This window comes from Pseudomonas sp. KH_024_B2 (assembly GCF_057839965.1).
Genome location: NZ_CM174502.1, coordinates 5,807,157 through 5,823,596, shown reverse-complemented (window position 1 = coordinate 5,823,596; position 16,440 = coordinate 5,807,157). Strand labels below are relative to the sequence as shown.

Below are 16,440 nucleotides of genomic sequence, written 5' to 3'. Positions count from 1 at the left end.
AAATAATGCTCTTCAGGCCAAGGCCGGGAGGGCTCTTCATCACTCAAAGGTTTTCAAAGTTTTAGACGCGAAGCCGTCGGCGGAAGGGGGGAAGTCCGTTCCTTTGAGCTTTTGTTGTGCAATTCTTTTCCCTAGTCGGGGTAAGGCCCTGCCTGATAGCGATCAAAACGCGGCGTATCCCGGTGTTTGCGCTAAGTCGAAGCGATAGTTTCTGTCTTCCCGTTGCATTCAGAAATAGATGTCCTGCATTCGTCGCAGGGGATTTTTAGTAGCCTCAGTGTTATCTCGAACGCGAGGCAGCGTACAGCTTTTCCGAATACTACTGGTTCGCCGTAAATTTCCACGGCTTTAGCCCGCCAACTGCGTTTTTTTATGTGAGCCCAGCATGGGCGCAATCTCGTGAGTGGAAGACCGAAGTGGCGATCGGTGTGGCGGTTTTCAACCGGATGCTGGCTGCTGCACGTCCGAAATCAGTAGTGGCAAGTTGGCTACCGCGTAGGTTATAGGAAAAAGGGCTTGTTACGCTCAGCATCTCTTCCGTGCACAAACGCCATTAACAGAGGCTCTAGAGAAATGTCGACCTTCGAACAAAATATTCATGGTGCGGGCCAGTGGAATGACTGGCGCTGGCAGCAGAAGAATGCCATGCGTGACGAACCTGCACTTCGCGCGGCATGCGGTGGTTGGAACGAAGAGATCACAGCTCATATTGAACGCAACTTGCAAGACCGCAAGATGCAAATTACACCGTACTATATTGATCTGATCATGCGTTCGCTCGATAGCGGCCAGGTGACGGAACATCCGCTGTGGCGGCAGGTGGTACCCTACTGGAATGAAACTGTGCCGGGCGACTACGACGGCACTTCGGAAAACTGGGAGTTGCATCATGAGATGAAAACCCCCATTTGCCAGCACAAGTACGATAACCGTGTCATCTTGCGGATGACTAATACCTGCAATGCGTATTGCCAGTTCTGCTTCGAAGCCTTGCGTACCTTGCAGGTCGATACCGAGAAGGCCAATGCCAACACCAACTCGTTCCTGGACTCGGTAGAGTACGTGCGCAACAACCCTGCCATTGAAGAGGTGATCCTCAGCGGTGGCGATCCCTTGATGCTGGCTGACCGCAGGCTGGAAGAGAATCTGGCGGCGTTGCGTTCAATCCGCGACGACCTGCTTATCCGTATTCATTCGCGTGCCTTGAGCTTTAACCCGTTTCGCGTCACCGATGAATTGGTGGCGATGCTGGAGAAGTACAAGGTCAACGCCTTTGGTGTGCATGTATGCCACCCGCTTGAACTGAGTGCTGACTTTGCCGCGGCGGTTAAACGTATTCAGAGTGTGGTGCCAATTGTCTTCTCTAATATGCCGTTGTTGCGTGGCGTGAATGACGATGAAGAAACGTTACATAAACTGTTCATCGATCTTTATCGTCTGGGTGTCAAACCGTATTACTTGTACCACTTCATGCCGTTCTCACCGGGCGCATCGGAATACAAGACCTCGATCAGTCAGGCCATCGCTATTATGGATCGCCTCAAGCGGCGTGTATCCAACATTGCCATGCCCGAATATGTTCTACCGCACGCACAAGGCAAGTTCACCGTGCCTTTGTTGGATTTTGAAAAACCTGAAGATTTACCGAATTTTGAAGTTCGCGATGGACAGCGCCATTACCGTTTCCGTAACTGGGAAGGTCAATGGTGCAGTTGGCATGACGCGTGAACCCACTTACGGAATGAGGCAGTATCGGTCATGAAACAAGATGCCATTCTTTTTATTGATGTCGATGACAGCACTTCTGTTCGCTATAGCTATCGTGAGCCGCACTTCGCGGTTGCCCGCGCACAAGGTTTAGTCTGTTTGACGGCGGGTGTATTAGGACGTCATCACCTGCAACGACTTCGGGATGATAGTGATGGAGTTTTCCTGCTCGATACGTTAAGCGAACTATCCATTTTGGACCTGGTTGGCCAACTTGATGGTCAGTACAATATTCGCGCGATTTTCTGCCATGCCGGTCATCCATCCGCACAAGGGGAGGTGGGTTGTATTGTGGCGCGCGCCTGTAGGCAGCTTGGCCTGGTGTATGCCTGCCCCGAGGCCATTGCTGCCTGTAATAACAAGTTCCTGATGCGTCGAGTGCTGAAAAAGCATGAACTTCGCTCCGTGCCGTTCGCACTGTGCAATGACGAACAAGAGCTCAAGGAGGGCGCTGATCGGGTGGGTTATCCGCTCATTGCCAAACCCGTCTTTGGTGGCGCCTCGGCGTTCATCAAGAAATGTTCGAACTGGGCAGAGCTGCGCAGCCATTACGCGCATTTTCTTATCGATCACGGTGCAGCCGCCTACGCAGATTTCTATGGTTATGCGCACACCCTGCCTGACGAGGGTGGGCGGTGGTACGAGTACATCCCAGGACGCAGCATCCTGCTCGAGGGGTATATCCCTGGCGTCGAAGGCAGTGTGGAGTGTGTGGTTGTCGGCGAGCGCATCCATCCGGCGCTGATCAACGAAAAACTGTTGTTGACAGAGCGCAGTGGCACCGTCCTCGAGAACCTTCTGATTTCTCCGCCGGCGTCTTTTACCGAGGGACAATGTGAGCAGATCCGCCAATACGCCGTGGATTGCCTGCGCGCGATTGGCCTGACCAACGCGGTGGTGCATTTCGAGTTTCGGATGACCGACGCGGGTCCGGTAGTCATCGAGATCAACCCGCGCCTGGGCGGCTTGTACATCAACGCGGCGTTCCGTGACCTGGCCGGCATCAACCCTCACCAGTTGTACATTTCACTGCTGTTGGGCGAGCAGGGGCTCAATGCCCAGCTGGAGGCCGGTGCACAGAAGGCTACCGACGCCGGGCAAAGCTACGCGATGCTGGCGATTTACCCGGAGCATAGTGGCTACTTCAAGGGATTTGAAGGCTTGCACTACCTGGACGACAACGAATGGGTGCTGGAGTACGCCCAGCAGGATGCCGGCAGTTACATCGATGCGGATATCGAAGAGCACTACTTGCTCAAGTGCTGGGTCAAGGTCGACGATGCCGCGCACGCCCATAGCCTGCACGATGCGGTCAGGCGAAACCTACGCATCCTCATCGAAAACCCGGTCGCAGGATAGCGCTATGAACATCCCACAGATTTCGGCGCATTTGCGCGAGCATCACTATTGCCACCGCCGCGACTTTCGCGAGTTGATCCCGATTGAGCCCGGTGAAGAGGAAAGCTTTCGGGCGTACTGGTCAAACCTGGTGCGAGACGAGGCGTTCAAGGAATACACCCACCGCGAACGCCGCATCCTGCGCTATCGTTTGTTGCCTTCGCGGCAGCTGCAGATCGACAGGAATGCCGAGTTCAAATCACCAGTCACCTATGCCATCAAGTATCGCCAGGGGGTGAATCACTTGAGCTATTGCGAGGATGGCTTTATCGAGCATCCGCTCATGCAGAAACTGCTGGCCACGGACCTTGCGGTGATCGGCCCGCACCTGAGCGAACAGACTTATACGATTGATATTCACCAGTTTCGGGTCAGGGCGGATACGCAATCCAGCAGCCCGACCACCTCGGGGATTCACCAGGATGGCTTGGACTGGGTATTCATGCACTTCATTGGCGAGCGCAACACGGTGCCGGTGGTCTCGGAGGTCTTTGCCACTGAAACGGAGCAAAGCCGGGTATTGAACCTGGCGATGGAGCAATTTCTCGAAACCATCGTGATCAACGATCGTGGGCTTTACCATCGGGCCAGCGATGTGCGGCCGCAGGCCGATTCGGTGCCAGCCTGGCGCGATTTGCTGCTGGTGAGCCTTCGCAGCTTGCCCTCTGACGAAGAGGCGCAGCCTTCATGAGCCACGATCCGCAGTTGGCCCTATCGACCCGAAACGCGCGCCTGATCATCTTTGCCAGGGGCGTTTCGGATTTTGGCGCGTTCCTCAACATGGTGGCGCTGTCGACCTACGTCTACTGGCTCAGCGAAAGCGTGGTGTTCGTCAGTATCTTCCTGGCGTGCCGCGTCATCGGCGGGATTGTTGCCAGTCTGTTCGGCATTCCGTTTTTCCGGCGCTTTGCCGGGCGTGGCACGTTGGCCGGGCTGGACCTGGCCAGGGCGCTGTTGTTGACGCCGCTGCTGGTGCTGATACCGGCGCATCAGCTCAATATTCTTCCCTTCATCGCCTTTGGGATCGGCTTGTGCAATTCGCTGTTCGCCATTGGCCTCAACAGTCAACTGCCCACCTGGGTAGCGCTTGAGCAGCGGGTGAGCACCAATGCGTGGATCACCTCTGCCGCAGCCACCGGTGCGGTCTTCGGCAGTTTGCTGTCTGGTTTGCTGATCGCAACGGGGGGATTTGAAGCGGTGTTTTCCGTCAACATCGGCACCTATGTCGTAGCCGCCAGCCTGATCCTGCCGCTGCGCGCGTTGTATTCAGTCGCCGTTGCCGCGCATCGGGGGCTCTCTGCTGAGTGGCACGAACTGAGGAAAGGGCTTCGCGGCGCGCCAGTGCTGGCCGCCATGCTGTTGATCAGCATGCTCGATACCCTTGGTAGCGCCGCCCATAACGTCGGCTGGCCCGTGCTGTCCCAGTACATTTCGCCTGACACGGCAAAAACGGTCATGGGCTATCTGCTGGCGGTCTGGGCCTGTGGCAAGTTCGTCGGGGCGCGCCTAGCCAGTGCGGTTTTAAAAGGCCGTGGCACCCAAGGCATGGAGCGCCTATTCATGGTCGGCGTGGCGCTGATGTCCAGCGGCTTTATCCTGACCTTTCAGCAAGCCGAGCTGTGGCTGGCGCTGGTGTTGGTGGTGTGGGCCGGCCTGGGGGATGGGCTGTCTGAGGTGGCCTTGATCTCCCGCGCGCAAAGTGAGCCCGATAGCCTGCGCCTGCCGCTGTTCAGTTTATTGACGCTGATTCAGATGGCCGGCTTCGGCGTGGGGATGCTGGTGGTCGGGCCATTCTATTTGGCGTGGACCCCGGCCCAGGTGATTGTTTTATTCCATGGCTTACCTTTAACCGCACTGGTCGTCATGGGGCTATGGATGAATAGGCTGACGATCGACGTTGGTGCACGGAAGAAATATTGAGTGCAACAAGGGGATGTAAACCCAAAAAACCAGGAAATTCGTCAACCGAGGTTTGGGGAGCAATGGAACCAAAAACTAACGTAAGCCCTAATCTAGGTCCGATCATAGATCGTCGTCTGGATTACGCAGGGATCGCAATTCGCCGCGAGCGACCTCATCCGGTACCGCGAAGGAGTACCGCCCCAACATATTGATGTGCTCGTAGATCAGCGGCGACAGCCGAGCCAGATCCTCGTCCAGCACCGGGTAGCCGTGCTGCTTTAGCCGTTCCACGGCGGCCGTCATATAAAGTGTGTCCCACAGCACGATGATGTTCACCACCAGGCCCAAGGCACCGAGTTGATCCTCCTGACCTTCGCGGTAGCGCTGGCGAAGCTCGCCGCGTTTGCCATGGAGCACGGCGCGGGCCAGGCTGTGCCGGCCTTCGCCGCGATTCAGTTGGGTCAGGGTGGCGCGGCGCTTGGATTCGTCATCGATGTAGGTCAGCGTGTGTAGAGTTTTCTCGATCCGCCCGAACTCTGCCAGTGCTTGGGCCAGGCGGGTCTGACGATCCCCTGTTTGCAGCGTGCGCATGATGCCGGTCGCCGGTACTCGACCGAGCTTGAGCGATCCGGCCAGGCGCAGTAAGTCGTCCCAGTGCGGCGATCAGGTCGAGTTTGACCGACTGGCGAGCCAGTCCGTTGAGCTTGCCGTAATCCGCGTCCGGGCGCATGCGCCAGAAGCGGGTACCGCCAACTTCCAAAAGCACGCTTTACCGCTACCTCCGGCATCGCGGCATAACGATAGGCGCATCCGCAAAAATCGCCCAGCACCTCGGCATTCCAGTCCCACCTGCAGTGGACGATACCGAACGGATCGCGACGGTCATATTGCGCCTGGCCGTCGAGAACAACAGCAAGTTCGTGCGTGGCAAAAAGCGGACAAAGGAAAACATCGAGCGTTACTGTCTGGAACCTTACAGCATGAAGCCGCTGGAGTCTGGCAACTATTCGTTGAGCATTCCATATCGCAGCGATGAGGCTCTGGATAAGACGGTACATGATCTACTGACCGAGATCAGCCAAGAGGCCGAGATGCGCAATTGTTTTATCGAGGCGGATGCCTGGGAAGAGGGCTCTGAACGGAGGTGGTAGGGCTTACGTTGGTTTTTGGTTCCATTGCTCCCCAAACCCCTAGCTTGACGAAGTTTCGCCGATAGGCTTTAATTTCTTTCGTTATCTTTCAAATCGAAACTTATCAGGCCATGTCGAAACGAAATACACCACAACGTCGCCACAATATCCTCGCCTTGCTCAGTGAACAGGGCGAAGTGAGTGTGGATGAGTTGGCCAAACGTTTCGAAACCTCGGAAGTCACGATTCGCAAGGATCTGGCCGCTTTGGAGAGCAATGGTCTGCTGCTGCGCCGCTACGGTGGAGCGATCACCATGCCCCAGGAGTTGGTCAGCGATATCGGCCAACCCGTCTCAACATTCAAACAAGCCATCGCGCGTGCCGCCGTTACGCGGATTCGCGAACATGCGCGGATCATCATCGACAGCGGCAGCACCACCGCCGCAATGATCCCGGAACTTGGCCAACAGCCAGGTCTGGTGGTCATGACCAATTCCCTGCACGTAGCCAATGCCTTGAGTGAGTTGGAGCACGAACCGGTGCTGTTGATGACCGGCGGCACCTGGGACCCGCACTCCGAGTCGTTCCAGGGCCAGGTCGCCGAGCAGGTACTACGCTCTTACGACTTCGACCAACTGTTCATCGGCGCCGATGGCATCGATCTGATCCGGGGCACTACGACCTTTAATGAGCTGCTCGGCCTCAGCCGGGTAATGGCAGAAGTGGCCCGTGAAGTGGTCGTGATGGTCGAGGCCGACAAGATCGGTCGCAAGATTCCCAATCTGGAGCTGCCATGGAGCAGCATCCATACCCTTATTACTGATGAACGCCTGCCGCTCGAGGCACGCGAACAGATTCAGGCCCGCGGCATCACCTTGATTTGCGCGGCAGTCAGCCAGGAGAAATAGCATGTGTGGAATTGTTGGCGCGGTCGCTGAACGGAATATCACCGCCATTTTGCTCGAAGGCCTCAAGCGCCTGGAATACCGCGGCTACGACAGCGCCGGTGTGGCGGTTTTCAGTAATGCCGGCAAGCTTGAGCGTGTTCGCCGTCCTGGCAAAGTCAGCGAGCTGGAACAAGCCCTGATCGGTGAGCCTCTGGTGGGTCGCCTCGGTATCGCCCACACCCGCTGGGCGACTCACGGTGCGCCATGCGAGCGCAATGCCCACCCGCACTTCTCCGGTGATTTGGCGGTGGTGCACAACGGCATCATCGAAAACCATGAAGCCCTGCGTGAGCAACTGAAGGCGCTGGGTTATGTGTTCACCTCGGACACTGACACCGAAGTCATCGCCCATCTGCTGGAGCATAAACTCAAAGACCTCGGTGACCTGACCGTGGCACTCAAAGCGACCGTCAAAGAACTGCACGGTGCTTATGGCCTGGCGGTCATCAGCGGCAAGCAACCAGATCGCCTGGTGGCGGCACGTAGCGGCAGCCCGCTGGTGATCGGCCTGGGTCTGGGGGAAAACTTCCTGGCTTCCGATCAGTTGGCGTTGCGTCAGGTCACTGACCGTTTCATGTACCTGGAAGAGGGCGATATCGCCGAGATCCGTCGCGACAGCGTGCAGATCTGGGACGTTGACGGTCAGTCGGTCGAACGTGAAGCCGTGCAATACCGTGATGGCGCCGAAGCCGCGGAAAAGGGTGAATTCCGCCACTTCATGCTCAAGGAAATCCACGAGCAACCGTCCGTGGTGCAGCGCACTCTGGAAGGCCGCCTCAGCCAGAATCAGGTGTTGGTCCAGGCCTTCGGGCCACAAGCGGCCGAGCTGTTCGCCAAGGTCCGTAATGTGCAGATTGTTGCCTGTGGCACCAGCTATCACGCCGGCATGGTTGCCCGTTACTGGCTGGAAGAACTGGCCGGGATTCCGTGCCAGGTCGAAGTCGCCAGTGAGTTCCGCTACCGCAAAGTAGTGGTGCAACCGGACACCCTGTTCGTGACCATCTCCCAGTCGGGTGAAACCGCCGATACCCTGGCTGCGCTGCGCAACGCCAAAGAACTGGGCTTTCTTGCCAGCCTGGCGATTTGCAACGTTGGCATCAGCTCACTGGTACGTGAATCCGATCTGACTCTGCTGACCCAGGCCGGTCGCGAAATCGGCGTGGCCTCGACCAAAGCTTTCACCACTCAGCTGGTTGGGCTACTGCTACTGACCCTGTCCCTGGGCCAGGTGCGCGGTACTTTGGCCAAAGGCGTGGAAGCCGAGCTGGTCGAAGAGCTGCGCCGTTTGCCGACCCGTCTGGGCGAAGCCTTGGCCATGGACAGCATTATCGAGAAAACCGCCGAGCTGTTCGCCGAGAAGAAACACACGCTGTTCCTTGGTCGTGGCGCGCAGTTCCCGGTGGCGATGGAAGGTGCGCTCAAACTCAAGGAAATCTCTTACATCCATGCCGAAGCCTACCCGGCGGGTGAACTGAAGCACGGTCCATTGGCACTGGTCGACAACGATATGCCGGTGGTTACCGTGGCGCCGAACAACGAGCTGTTGGAGAAACTCAAATCCAACCTGCAAGAAGTCCGCGCCCGCGGTGGCGAGCTGATTGTCTTTGCTGACGAGCAGGCTGGCATGACCAACGGCGAAGGCACTCATGTCATCAACATGCCGCACATCCACGACACCTTGTCGCCGATCCTCTACACCATCCCCCTGCAACTGCTGTCGTACTACGTCGCAGTGCTCAAAGGTACGGACGTGGACCAACCGCGCAACCTGGCGAAATCTGTAACGGTGGAGTGAGTTATCCACAGCTCGCGGTCTGTTGGTTTGCATAAAACCTCAGTCTGGCGGGCACCCTGTGGCGAGGGAGCTTGCTCCCGCCGGCCGGTCCGCGCTCGGGCGCAGCAGTCGTAAACCTGTTGGCGCGTTCTGACCGAAAGAACGCGATTGCAGGTTTTAGGACCGCTTCGCGCTCCAGCGGGAGCAAGCTCCCTCGCCACAATTGATCACCCGGCGATAGATTTCCGTTGGCTGATGGGGCATCAGAGTAAGCCCTCTAAACACAGGTGCCGCCATGGACAGGTTTCAGGAAATGCAGGTGTTCATCGCTGTGGCGCAGGAGCAGGGTTTTTCTGCTGCGGCAAGGCGTTTGAGCCTGTCTGCGGCGAGCGTCACACGGGCGGTCGCGGCACTGGAAAAGCGCATTGGCACGCAGTTGCTGACGCGCACTACCCGTAGCGTGCACCTGAGCGAGGCTGGTCAGCGTTATCTGGAAGACTGTCGGCGTATCCTGGCCGAGCTCCAGGAGGCTGAAGCTTCGGCAGCCGGTAGTCATGCCCAACCCCGTGGGCAGTTGACGGTCACCGCGCCGGTGTTGTTTGGCGAGTTGTTCGTGACGCCGGTGATGGTCGGTTACCTGGATCAGTTCCCCGAGGTCAGCATCAATGCCCTGCTAGTCGACCGTGTGGTGAGCATGGTCGAGGAGGGGATCGATGTCGCTGTGCGCATCGGTGAACTGCCGGACAGCAACCAGCACGCGATCCAGGTGGGTGAGGTGCGACGCGTGATCTGCGGGTCTCCCGGCTATCTCACAAGCCATGGTCGACCTCGGCATCCTGATGAGCTGTGTCAGGCGCGGATTGTCGCTACCTCTTCCATCGGACAGGTCAGGAGCTGGCAGTTCCTGGAGGCAGGAGCACCGTTGAGCGTCCGTCCAGAGCCGCGTTTGGTGGTCACCGCGAATCAGGCGGCGATCACTGCGGCCTGCCTGGGTTGGGGACTGACCCGAGTGCTGTCTTATCAGGTCGCCAGCAAGGTTTGTGCCGGTGAGCTGGAAATCGTTCTGCAAGACTTTGAACTGCCGCCGCTGCCGATTCATGTGGTGTATCAGGGTGGGCGCAAGGCGCCGGCGCGGGTGCGCAGTTTTGTGGATTATGCAGTGAAGGCGCTTCGCGAACATCCGGCGTTGCAGGCCTGATGCTTTATTGCGTCAGCTGAAATAATGGATTGTGTTTTCTGGTTATTCTGTTGTTTTTGTCGAAAGTGGAAGATGGCTCCCATCGGCGCGGATCTCTCCTGAACTGCGCGATTGCCCCGCGGAGTCCACCATGTCCCAGCACGCCATCAAACTCTATAGTTTCCCGCGCTCCGGTCACGCCCACCGTGTCGAGCTGATGCTTTCGCTGCTCGAACTGCCCACCGAACTGGTGTTCGTCGATCTGCCCAAGGGCGCTCACAAGCAGGCGGATTTCCTCGCCCTGAATGCTTTTGGCCAGGTTCCGGTCATCGATGACCAAGGCGTGGTGCTGGCCGACTCCAATGCGATTCTGGTGTACCTGGCGCAGAAATATGGCAAAGGCCGCTGGCTGCCGACGGACCCGGTCGGTGCTGCCAAGGTTCAGCGCTGGCTGTCGGTCGCAGCTGGACAGATTGCCTCAGGGCCAGCCACGGCTCGGCTGATCACCGTGTTTGGCGCGCCGTATAACGCTGAAGAAGTGATCGCTCGTTCCCACAGCCTGCTCAAGGTGATCGATCAGGAACTGGCCCACACTGCTTATCTGGCGGGCGCTGATCCGACTATCGCTGATGTCGCCGCCTACAGCTATATCGCCCATGCGCCGGAAGGTAATGTGTCGCTGGCCGACTATGCCAATGTGCGGGCCTGGTTGGCGCGCATTGAAGCCTTGCGCGGTTTTATAGCGATGCCGCGTACAGTGGCCGGCTTGCAAACTGCTTGAGATGAATGATCCGGCCCAGCCTGGCTGGGCCTTCCATAATGTGCCCTTGGCGCAGGGGAGAACTGCGATGAACCCTCAATCACCCTGGCATGCCGGCGAGAAGCAGCTGCAGGCGCACGTCGGTGTCGCTGAACGCATGGAAGCGTTCGGGCCCAAGGTCATCCGCAATCACTTGCCTGATCAGCATCGGCAGTTCTATCAGCAATTGCCCTTCATGCTGTACGGCGCAGTAGATGCGGACGGTAGTCCCTGGGCCAGTATTCTTGAAGGTCCACCGGGTTTCGCCCACTCTCCCGAGCCTGTGCTGTTGCAGCTCGATAGCTTGCCAAAGCAGGACGACCCGGCTCAATTACAGGCCGACGCGGCCATCGGGTTGCTGGGTATCGAGTTGCACACCCGGCGGCGCAACCGGCTCAATGGTCGGGTCAGCCATATGGCCGATGATGGTTTCACCGTCACTGTGGAACAGTCTTTCGGTAATTGCCCTCAGTACATACAACTGCGCCAGTTCGAATCGGTGCCTGTCGCGGATCCGTCGATGGCTGTGGTGCAGCGTTCGAGTCAACTGGATGACGCGGCGAGCGCAATGATTCGTGGGGCCGACACCTTCTTTGTTGCCAGCTACGTTGACGTTGAAAACCAACGCTCGGTGGATGTCTCCCATAGGGGCGGGCAGAGCGGTTTCGTTCAGGTCGAGGGTAATTGCCTGACCATTCCCGATTTCGCCGGCAACCGGCACTTCAATACCTTGGGCAACCTGTTGCTCAATCCGCGCGCCGGCTTGCTGTTCATCGATTTCACTTCGGGGGATTTGCTGCACATCAGTGGACGCACCGAAATTATCCTCGAAGGGCCGCAGGTCAACGCGTTTCAGGGCGCCGAGCGGCTCTGGAGGCTGTATGTGGAGCAGCTGGTACGCCGGCCTGCTGCGCTGGGTTTGCGCTGGCGGTTCGAGGGTTACTCGCCCAACAGCGAGAAGACGGGCACTTGGGAGCAGGCCACTGCACGTCTGCAAGACTAGGCGTTGGGTAGCAGTTGGCGGCCAACGTCATGCGTGGGTCAGGCCTGTTGAACAAAGGTCAGCCTCAAGGCGAAGCCGATCAACAGGCTACCGAACAACCATTGCTGTACCCGCTGCGCCGAGGGGCTGCGCTCAAGCCATCGTCCGAGCCCGGCCCCGATCAGCGCGTAACAGCTATCGAACAACAAACCGACGATCACCAGCACCATGCCCAGTGTGGCGAACTGCGCCATCACCGGACCTGCGTGCGGATCGATGAACTGTGGCAGCAACACCGAGCAGAACAGCAAGGCCTTGGGGTTGAGCAGGTTGGTCAGCAACCCGCGCTGGATCGCTTCACGCCACAGCAAGATCGCGGTGGGCGTATTGGCGGTATTCAGGCTCGGCAGCATGTTGGAGCGCAGGCACTGAATGCCCAGCCACAACAGGTAGGCGGCGCCGGCCAGGCGTACCACCTCGAAGGTCCAGGGTGCGGCCTTGAACAGGGTCGCCAGGCCCAGCGCCGCCAAGGCCACATGACAACCCCGAGCAATCGCCAGCCCCACAGCCGTGGCCAGCGCCGCGGCTTTGCCCTGACGCGCGCCGGTTTGCAGCAGCAGAATCATGTCCGGGCCCGGCAGCAGATACACCACCGCCAGGGCCAAAAAAAACATCCAGAGTTCTGCCACTTTGCCACCCCATTCGTTATCGATTCGGTGATCAAAGTCTATGCCCGAAGGGCAGGGCAGGTGCTTGCGTAGTCAGCCACCAAAGCGGATAGACTTGGCATAATCTGCTAATCCATGAATAAAAACAGTCGGGAACTGCCAAGCATGAAACTGGACGCCTACGACCGCCGAATTCTCGCGGCGCTGCAACGGGACGGTCGCCTGAGCAACGTGCAACTGGCCGATGAAATCGGTCTTTCGGCTTCGCCCTGCTTGCGTCGGGTTCGATTACTGGAAGAGGCCGGGGTGATTCGCGGCTATCAGGCCAACCTTGACCGCGACGAGGTGGGTCTGGGTTTGACGGTGTTTGTCGGGGTCAAGGTCGAGCGGCATAACGATGCCGAAGCCGAAGCCTTTCGTCAGGCTGTGACGGCGTTGCCCGAGGTGATTTCGGCGTTTCTGGTGTCGGGCGAATCGGATTTTCTACTGCAAGTGGTGGTGCCGGATTTACGCGGCTATGAACGCTTCCTCACCGGCAGCCTGCTCAAGCTGCCGGGTGTCAGCGATATTCGCAGCAACTTCGCGATCCACACCGTGAAAACGCCAGGGCCGTTGCCGTTGGGGCATTTGCCGGATTGATTCACCCACTGCCCCGACAGATCGTTCCCACGCTCTGCGTGGGAATGCCTCACTGGACGCTCTGCGTCCGCTTCGGCAGTGACGCGGAGCGTCACGGGCTGCGTTCCCACGCAGGAGCGTGGGAACGATCTCACAATTGATCATCAGCGCCACCCTATATCTGCGTCGCCATCCCCTCCACATTCATCGCCGCCTGGCGCAACGCCTCAGAGCGGGTCGGATGCGGATGGCAGGTCAGGGCGATGTCTTCGGCCGAGGCGGAAAACTCCATGGCCACGCAGTATTCGCCAATCATTTCACTGACGCTCGGGCCCACCAGATGCACGCCCAGCACCTCGTCGGTATTCTCGTCCGCCAGCACTTTGGCGAAGCCTTCGGTCTCGTGGTTGATCTTGGCCCGGCTGTTGGCGGTGAAGGGGAATTTGCCGACCTTGTAGGCACGGCCTTCAGCCTTGAGCTGCTCTTCGGTCTTGCCGACGCTGGCCAGCTCCGGTTTGGTGTAGATCACGTTGGGGATCAGCTCGTAATTGACCTCACCGGCCTTGCCAACGATCAGCTCGATGCAGACCATGGCTTCGTCTTCGGCCTTGTGGGCGAGCATTGGCCCGGACGTGACGTCACCGATCACCCAAACGCCTTGCGCTTCGGTGCGGTGGCCCTTGTTGCTCAGCATGCCGCGTTTGTCGGTGGTGAGGCCGACGTTTTCCAGGCCCAGCCCGTGGGTGTAGGGCCTACGCCCAATGGCCACCAGCACATAGTCCGCTTCCAGCAACTCGGCAGCGCCGCCCGCCGCCGGTTCGACGCTTAGCTGGACACCGGTGGCCGAGGTGGTGGCGCTGGTGACTTTCGAGCTCAATTTGAAACTGATGCCTTGCTTGCTCAGTGAGCGTTGCAAGGTTTTACCGGCCTCGTCGTCCACGCCCGGGCAGATGCGATCAAGGTATTCGACTACTGTCACCTGCGCGCCCAGACGCCGCCAGACCGAACCCAATTCGAGGCCGATCACGCCAGCGCCGATCACCACCAGATGCTTGGGCACTTCTGTCAGCGACAGCGCGCCGGTGGAGTCGAGAATGCGTTGGTTGTCGATTTCCACACCCGGCAATGGCGTGGGTTCGGAGCCGGTGGCGATGATGATGTTTCTGGTCAGGAGCTCGGTTTTGCCGCCCTGGCTGTCGGTCACGGTGACCTTGCCCGGGCCGTCGATATGGCCCCAGCCCTTGACCCAGTGGACTTTGTTTTTGCGAAAGAGAAATTCGATGCCCTTGGTCAGTCCGGCGACGCTTTCGTTTTTCTGTTTCATCATCTGCGCGAGGTTGAGGGTGGGTTTGACCTCGATCCCCAGGTTGGCGAACTCGTTCCCCATGGCCGCGTCGTAGAGTTCCGAGGCGTGCAGCAACGCCTTGGAGGGCATGCAGCCGACATTCAGGCAGGTCCCGCCGAGGGTGGCGCGGCCTTCGACACACACGGCTCTCAAGCCCGACTGGCCCGCGCGGATGGCGGCGTTATAACCACCGGGGCCACCACCCAGAACCACGACGTCGTAGATATTCATGGTGTTCTCCTGCAGAGGAAGGGAACGTTTAACGGTAGATCGAGTAAAATATTATGATAATAATATTGATCATCCAAGTGCCAGGAGTCAAGGTGTAGCGGTCGTGCGCCATACGACTGATTACACAGGAATACTACGCAGGCTCATGTCCACCAGTAGCGTACGAGATGGAAGAAGATCGGCGCAGCGAAGCACACCGAGTCCAGTCGATCGAGCATGCCGCCATGGCCTTCGATCATATGCCCCCAGTCTTTCACGCCGCGGTCGCGCTTGATCGCCGACATGACGATGCCGCCGGCAAAACCCAGCAGGTTGATCAACAACGCAATGAGGAATGACTGCCATGGGTTGAACGGGGTGATCCACCACAGCGCGGCACCGATCAGCGAGGCCAGCACAACGCCACCGACAAAACCTTCGACGGTTTTCGATGGTGAGAGATTCGGGGCGATCTTGTGTTTGCCCAAGAGCTTGCCGCAGACGTACTGCAACACGTCCGACAGCTGCACCACGATCACCAGATAGGCGATCAGCAGCAGGTTGCGGCCTTCGTAGTCGGCGATATCGAGGGTCAGCAGCGCCGGCACGAACGACACGCAGAACACCGCGATCATCAGACCCCATTGGACTTTCGAGGCGCGTTCGAGGAAGTGCGTAGTGTCACCTCCCAGCGAGGCAAGGATCGGCAGCAGCAGGAACACGTAGACCGGGATGAAGATCGAGAACAGCCCGTACCAGTCGAAGTAGATCAGCAGGTACTGCAGGGGCAGGGCAAGGTAGAACGCCGCCACCAACGCCGGGTAGTCGCTGCGACGGGTGGGCGTCAGGGTTAAAAACTCCCGCAGGGCATAGAAGGACACCGCGTAGAACAGCAGGATCACTGCGCTGGTACCGAGCCAGAAGGCGATACCGATGACCACCACCATCACCCACCAGGCGTTGATCCGCGCATTGAGGTTATCGATCACCGGGTTTGGCGTGCCGCGAGTCCGCAGCTTGAGGATGAAACCGATCAGCGAGGCCAGCAGCAGAATCGCGCCGATGGCGCTGAACAACATCAGGGGTTGCCTATCCATCTCAGGAGTGCTCCGGGGCCAGGGCCAGCAGTGCGTCGCGGCTGCGTTCAAGGAAGTGCACTTTGCTCTCGCTCTCTTCGAGCTTTAGCGGTATCCCAAAGCTGGTTGTGCATAACAAGGGTAGAGGCAGGACGCGACCTTTGGGCATGACGCGGTTGAGATTGGCGATCCATACCGGGATCAGCTCGACCTGTGGATAACTTTTTGCCAGGTGATAGATCCCGCTCTTGAAGGGCAGCAGACCCTCTTCAAGATTGCGCGTGCCCTCCGGGAAAATGATCAGCGAGTCGCCGTTCTCCAGAGCGTCAAGCATAGGCTGCAAGGGGTTATCCACAGGCTCTTTGCGTTCGCGGTCAATCAGTACGCCGTTGAACACCCGATTGATGATGTAGCGGCGCAACGGGCGTTTTTGCCAGTAATCCGCACCCGCCACTGGCCGCGTGACCTTGCGCAATGCCGGCGGCAACGAAGCCCAGAGCAGCACGAAATCGCCATGGCTGCTGTGGTTGGCGAAGTAGATGCGCTGTACCGCCTGCGGCGCGCAACCGAGCCACAGGCTGCGAGCCCCGGTGACCGTGCGGGCAGCAGAGGTGATGAGCATGGCGACCACGGGTTCGAACATGAGG

General features: G+C 58.6%; 14 protein-coding genes and 2 pseudogenes. 11 read left to right on the top strand and 5 right to left on the bottom strand.

Annotation, left to right across the window (positions count from 1 at the left end; all coding sequences use genetic code 11):
* The first annotated feature begins 573 nt into the window (after window positions 1-573).
* Genes AC3I0A_RS27120 through AC3I0A_RS27105 form a run of 4 tightly spaced genes read left to right on the top strand, consistent with a single transcriptional unit; the run spans window position 574 to window position 5,085 of the window.
* Window positions 574-1,728, top strand: coding sequence for a KamA family radical SAM protein (locus AC3I0A_RS27120; RefSeq protein WP_489375562.1), 1,155 nt, complete (start codon window positions 574-576; stop codon window positions 1,726-1,728).
* A gap of 30 nt (window positions 1,729-1,758) precedes the next feature.
* Window positions 1,759-3,126: an ATP-grasp domain-containing protein gene (locus tag AC3I0A_RS27115; RefSeq protein ID WP_489375561.1), complete on the top strand. Its 1,368-nt coding sequence runs from the start codon at window positions 1,759-1,761 to the stop codon at window positions 3,124-3,126.
* A gap of 4 nt (window positions 3,127-3,130) precedes the next feature.
* Window positions 3,131-3,856, top strand: coding sequence for a 2OG-Fe dioxygenase family protein (locus tag AC3I0A_RS27110; protein ID WP_489375560.1), 726 nt, complete (start codon window positions 3,131-3,133; stop codon window positions 3,854-3,856).
* On the top strand, window positions 3,853-5,085 hold the full coding sequence (locus AC3I0A_RS27105; protein WP_489375559.1) for an MFS transporter: 1,233 nt from the start codon (window positions 3,853-3,855) through the stop codon (window positions 5,083-5,085). The genes AC3I0A_RS27110 and AC3I0A_RS27105 overlap by 4 nt, the downstream gene beginning before the upstream one ends.
* Before the next feature lie 102 nt (window positions 5,086-5,187).
* Here AC3I0A_RS27105 and AC3I0A_RS27100 read toward each other — a convergent pair.
* Window positions 5,188-5,830 (bottom strand): annotated as a pseudogene (locus tag AC3I0A_RS27100) (Tn3 family transposase); the annotation flags it as partial.
* Here AC3I0A_RS27100 and AC3I0A_RS27095 point away from each other — a divergent pair.
* The 6 genes and pseudogenes from AC3I0A_RS27095 to AC3I0A_RS27070 form a co-directional block, all read left to right on the top strand.
* Window positions 5,796-6,218, top strand: coding sequence for a transposase (locus AC3I0A_RS27095; protein ID WP_489375558.1), 423 nt, complete (start codon window positions 5,796-5,798; stop codon window positions 6,216-6,218). The pseudogene AC3I0A_RS27100 and the gene AC3I0A_RS27095 overlap by 35 nt on opposite strands.
* 110 nt (window positions 6,219-6,328) lie before the next feature.
* The gene (locus AC3I0A_RS27090; RefSeq protein WP_489375557.1) at window positions 6,329-7,105 is read left to right on the top strand and encodes a DeoR/GlpR family DNA-binding transcription regulator; all 777 of its coding nucleotides are present in this window, start codon (window positions 6,329-6,331) and stop codon (window positions 7,103-7,105) included.
* A gap of 1 nt (window position 7,106) precedes the next feature.
* Complete coding sequence (glmS, locus tag AC3I0A_RS27085) at window positions 7,107-8,939, top strand: glutamine--fructose-6-phosphate transaminase (isomerizing) (RefSeq protein ID WP_489375556.1); 1,833 nt, start codon at window positions 7,107-7,109, stop codon at window positions 8,937-8,939.
* Window positions 8,940-9,213: 274 nt separating this feature from the next.
* Window positions 9,214-10,116: a LysR family transcriptional regulator gene (locus tag AC3I0A_RS27080; protein ID WP_489375555.1), complete on the top strand. Its 903-nt coding sequence runs from the start codon at window positions 9,214-9,216 to the stop codon at window positions 10,114-10,116.
* 130 nt (window positions 10,117-10,246) lie between these two features.
* On the top strand, window positions 10,247-10,876 hold the full coding sequence (locus AC3I0A_RS27075; protein WP_489375554.1) for a glutathione S-transferase family protein: 630 nt from the start codon (window positions 10,247-10,249) through the stop codon (window positions 10,874-10,876).
* Between the two features lie 67 nt (window positions 10,877-10,943).
* Window positions 10,944-11,894, top strand: a pseudogene (locus AC3I0A_RS27070) (pyridoxamine 5'-phosphate oxidase family protein); the annotation flags it as partial.
* A gap of 41 nt (window positions 11,895-11,935) precedes the next feature.
* On the opposite strand, the gene AC3I0A_RS27065 reads toward AC3I0A_RS27070, so the two are convergent.
* A complete protein-coding gene (locus AC3I0A_RS27065; protein ID WP_489375553.1) occupies window positions 11,936-12,565 on the bottom strand; it encodes a LysE family translocator in 630 nt (209 codons plus the stop codon).
* A gap of 144 nt (window positions 12,566-12,709) precedes the next feature.
* Between AC3I0A_RS27065 and AC3I0A_RS27060 the strand changes: the two genes are divergently transcribed.
* Window positions 12,710-13,183: an Lrp/AsnC family transcriptional regulator gene (locus AC3I0A_RS27060; RefSeq protein WP_489375552.1), complete on the top strand. Its 474-nt coding sequence runs from the start codon at window positions 12,710-12,712 to the stop codon at window positions 13,181-13,183.
* Between the two features lie 154 nt (window positions 13,184-13,337).
* On the opposite strand, the gene lpdA is transcribed toward AC3I0A_RS27060, so the two are convergent.
* From lpdA to AC3I0A_RS27045, 3 genes are all read right to left on the bottom strand, one after another.
* Window positions 13,338-14,738, bottom strand: a complete 1,401-nt coding sequence (gene lpdA / locus AC3I0A_RS27055) for a dihydrolipoyl dehydrogenase (protein ID WP_489375551.1) — start codon at window positions 14,736-14,738, stop codon at window positions 13,338-13,340.
* Window positions 14,739-14,881: 143 nt separating this feature from the next.
* A complete protein-coding gene (locus tag AC3I0A_RS27050; protein WP_489375550.1) occupies window positions 14,882-15,814 on the bottom strand; it encodes a phosphatidate cytidylyltransferase in 933 nt (310 codons plus the stop codon).
* Window position 15,815: 1 nt separating this feature from the next.
* The gene (locus tag AC3I0A_RS27045) at window positions 15,816-16,436 is read right to left on the bottom strand and encodes a lysophospholipid acyltransferase family protein (protein ID WP_489375549.1); all 621 of its coding nucleotides are present in this window, start codon (window positions 16,434-16,436) and stop codon (window positions 15,816-15,818) included.
* Window positions 16,437-16,440 lie beyond the last annotated feature (4 nt).

Excerpts from the sequence above, each read along its gene's own strand:
- AC3I0A_RS27120 (WP_489375562.1), top strand. The coding sequence starts at position 574 with ATGTCGACCTTCGAACAAAATATTCATGGTGCGGGCCAGTGGAATGAC.
- AC3I0A_RS27115 (WP_489375561.1), top strand. The coding sequence starts at position 1,759 with ATGAAACAAGATGCCATTCTTTTTATTGATGTCGATGACAGCACTTCT.
- AC3I0A_RS27110 (WP_489375560.1), top strand. The coding sequence starts at position 3,131 with ATGAACATCCCACAGATTTCGGCGCATTTGCGCGAGCATCACTATTGC.
- AC3I0A_RS27105 (WP_489375559.1), top strand. The coding sequence starts at position 3,853 with ATGAGCCACGATCCGCAGTTGGCCCTATCGACCCGAAACGCGCGCCTG.
- AC3I0A_RS27095 (WP_489375558.1), top strand. The coding sequence starts at position 5,796 with ATGCGCCAGAAGCGGGTACCGCCAACTTCCAAAAGCACGCTTTACCGC.
- AC3I0A_RS27090 (WP_489375557.1), top strand. The coding sequence starts at position 6,329 with ATGTCGAAACGAAATACACCACAACGTCGCCACAATATCCTCGCCTTG.
- glmS (WP_489375556.1), top strand. The coding sequence starts at position 7,107 with ATGTGTGGAATTGTTGGCGCGGTCGCTGAACGGAATATCACCGCCATT.
- AC3I0A_RS27080 (WP_489375555.1), top strand. The coding sequence starts at position 9,214 with ATGGACAGGTTTCAGGAAATGCAGGTGTTCATCGCTGTGGCGCAGGAG.
- AC3I0A_RS27075 (WP_489375554.1), top strand. The coding sequence starts at position 10,247 with ATGTCCCAGCACGCCATCAAACTCTATAGTTTCCCGCGCTCCGGTCAC.
- AC3I0A_RS27060 (WP_489375552.1), top strand. The coding sequence starts at position 12,710 with ATGAAACTGGACGCCTACGACCGCCGAATTCTCGCGGCGCTGCAACGG.
- lpdA (WP_489375551.1), bottom strand. The coding sequence starts at position 14,738 with ATGAATATCTACGACGTCGTGGTTCTGGGTGGTGGCCCCGGTGGTTAT.
- AC3I0A_RS27050 (WP_489375550.1), bottom strand. The coding sequence starts at position 15,814 with ATGGATAGGCAACCCCTGATGTTGTTCAGCGCCATCGGCGCGATTCTG.
- AC3I0A_RS27045 (WP_489375549.1), bottom strand. The coding sequence starts at position 16,436 with ATGTTCGAACCCGTGGTCGCCATGCTCATCACCTCTGCTGCCCGCACG.